This is a genomic window from Dietzia sp. DQ11-71, assembly GCF_014144995.1.
Taxonomy (GTDB): domain Bacteria; phylum Actinomycetota; class Actinomycetes; order Mycobacteriales; family Mycobacteriaceae; genus Dietzia; species Dietzia kunjamensis.
Window position 1 is genome coordinate 1 of record NZ_JAALDT010000413.1, and the last position, 2,768, is coordinate 2,768.

Annotated in this window: 1 protein-coding gene and 2 pseudogenes; all 3 read right to left on the minus strand. The window is 71.7% G+C overall.

Translation table 11 applies throughout. The features are described 5' to 3' along the window. Positions 1-287 (minus strand): annotated as a pseudogene (locus G6023_RS16030) (hypothetical protein); the annotation flags it as partial. Continuing rightward, complete coding sequence (gene ureC, locus G6023_RS13530) at positions 287-2,482, minus strand: urease subunit alpha (RefSeq protein ID WP_182636004.1); 2,196 nt, start codon at positions 2,480-2,482, stop codon at positions 287-289. The gene ureC and the pseudogene G6023_RS16030, both read right to left, overlap by 1 nt. 56 nt (positions 2,483-2,538) lie before the next feature. Then, positions 2,539-2,768, minus strand: a pseudogene (locus G6023_RS13535) (hypothetical protein); the annotation flags it as partial.

The window sequence follows — 2,768 nt, forward strand, 5'->3', positions numbered from 1 at the left end:
GAGGCCGTGCGCAGGATCCCGTGCACGGCCTCGGCCACGGACCGAGCCCCGGCGGCGGCGCCGGCTCCGGCCCCGGCGTCGACAGCGCCCAACTGCCGGAGCCCCTCGAGCCCGTGCGAGAGCGTGTACATGCCCGAGGGGAACGAGGAGTCGGTGAACTGCAGGGCCAGCAGAAGCGTCGACAGTTCGGCACGGCCCGCGCCCTGCACAGGGCCCGCAGGGCAGCCGCCGGCCGCGTCGTCGTCGTCGTGGTCGTCGTGGTCGTCGTGGTCGTGGTGGTCGGTCATCACGCGAGGTAGTGCAGCTGGGCCAGCGGCAACGTGGTGGCGGGGGCGATGGTGGCGGGCTCGCCGTCGACGGTCACCACGTAGGTCTCGGGATCCACCTCGATCGTCGGGCAGCGGTCGTTGCGGACCATGTCCTTCTTGCCGATCCCCCGGCAGCCACGCACGGGCAGGCACGGCGAGGTCAGGCCCAGCTCCTCGGGCACGCCGGCCTCGATCGCGGCGGCGGACAGGAACGTCACCCGCGTGGACTGCAGCGCCCCGCCGTACGCGCCGAACATCGGGCGGTAGATCACCGGCTGCGGCGTGGGCAGCGACGCGTTGGGATCGCCCATCGGCGCCCACACGATCATCCCGCCCTTGATGATCAACGACGGCTTGGCGGCAAACGAGTCGACCGGCCACAACACGAGATCGGCGAGCTTGCCGGGTTCGATCGAGCCGAGGTGGTCGGCGATGCCCGCGGCGATGGCGGGGTTGATGGTCATCTTGGCGACGTAGCGCAGGACGCGCTCGTTGTCGTTGCGGTCGCTGTCCTCCGGCAGCGGACCCCGCTCGACGCGGCAGTGGTGGGCGGTCTGGAACGCGCGCTGCCACGACTCCCCGATCCGGCCCATGGCCTGCGAGTCCGAGGAGAAGATCGAGATGATCCCCTCGTCGTGCAGGACGGTCTCGGCGGCGATCGTCTCGGCGCGCACGCGGGAGTCGGCGAAGCTCACGTCCTCCGGGATGTCGTGCGACAGGTGGTGGCACACCATGACCATGTCCAGCAGTTCGTCCACCGAGTTCACGGTGTACGGCAGCGTCGGGTTGGTCGAGGCGGGCAGGACGTTGGGCTCGCCGCACACCCGCAGGATGTCGGGGGCGTGGCCGCCGCCTGCGCCCTCGGAGTGGAACGTGTGGATGGTGGAATCGCCGAACGCGGCACGCGTGTCCTCGTAGAAGCCCGACTCGTTGAGGGTGTCGGTGTGGATCGCGACCTGCACGTCGTACTCGTCCGCGACCTCCTGCACGCAGCGGATCGCCGCAGGCGTGGTGCCCCAGTCCTCGTGGATCTTCAGCCCCGCCGCGCCGGCCACGATCTGCTCGACCGCCGACTCGGGCTGCGACGTGTTGCCCTTGCCCAGCACCCCGATGTTCACCGGCAGCCCGTCGGCGGCCTGCAGCATCCGCCCGATGTTCCACGCGCCCGGCGTGCAGGTGGTGCCCTTGGTGCCCTCCGCCGGGCCGGTGCCGCCGCCGAACAGGGTGGTCACGCCGTTGCTCAAGGCTTCCTCGACCTGCTGTGGCGCGATGTAGTGGATGTGGGTGTCCACGCCGCCGGCGGTGACGATCTTGTGCTCACCCGCCACCACCTCGGTGCCGGGCCCGATCACCAGCTCCGGATGCACCCCGTCCTGCAGGTGCGGGTTGCCTGCCTTGCCCACGGCCACGATCCGCCCGTCGCGCACACCGATGTCGCCCTTGACCACACCGAGCACCGCGTCGACGATGATCGCGCCCGTGATCACCAGGTCCAACGCGCCCGACGCCCGCGTGCCCGCCGGGTCCTGCGCCATCCCGTCGCGGATCGCCTTGCCGCCGCCGTAGACGGCCTCGTCGCCGTAGCCGCTGCTGCCGTCGGTGGTCACCGCGTTGTGGTCGGTGGCGATCTCGATCACCAGGTCGGTGTCGGCCAACTGAAGTCGGTCGCCGACCGTGGGTCCGTAGATATCGGTGTAGGTGGCGCGCGGTAGCACGGTCGGCGGGCCCTCGGCTGCGGGCATACGGTCCGGGGCGGGCGCGACCTCGTCGTCGTCGTTGTTGTCAGGGCTGTCGCCGCCCCCGCCGCTGTGCAGGAACCCCCCGGCGACCATCCGCTCCAGCGCGCGCTCGCGCACGGCCGGGTCGTCGAGCGGGCCGTCGACCAACCCGGAGAACCCGTGGCACACGCGCTCGCCCGCGAAGTCGACCAGTCGCACCGTCCGCGTCTGGCCCGGTTCGAAGCGCACCGCCAGGCCCGCGCCGATCGCCAGGTGCCGCCCGTACGCCGCGATCCGGTCGAAGCGCAGCTCCCGGTTGGCCTCGAAGAAGTGATAGTGCGAACCCACCTGGACGGCGCGGTCGCCGGTGTTGGTCACGCGCACCTCGATGGTCGCGCGGCCGGCGCCCAGCTCGATGTCCCCGTCGCCGTAGAGGTAGTGCACCGAACCGGACATGTGTGGCTCCTGGGGTCGTCGGGGTGGGGTGAGTCGGGGTGGAGTGGCTGGGGTGGCTAGTGGGAGTGGGTGTAGACGGAGCCGTCGGCGGCGACGTGCGAGTGGGCGTACCCGTGGCCGTCCTCGGCGTCGAGGGCGGCGTCGATGCCGTCGTCGCCGTGGTCGAGCCGGTGCACGGCCTCGCGGACGCGGGTGTCGATCACGCTGCGCAGCACGGCCGGGCCGAACAGGTGCTCGCCCTCGCCGGGCAGCTCGAGTCCGGTGACCGGCGCGGGGGCGAGGGTCG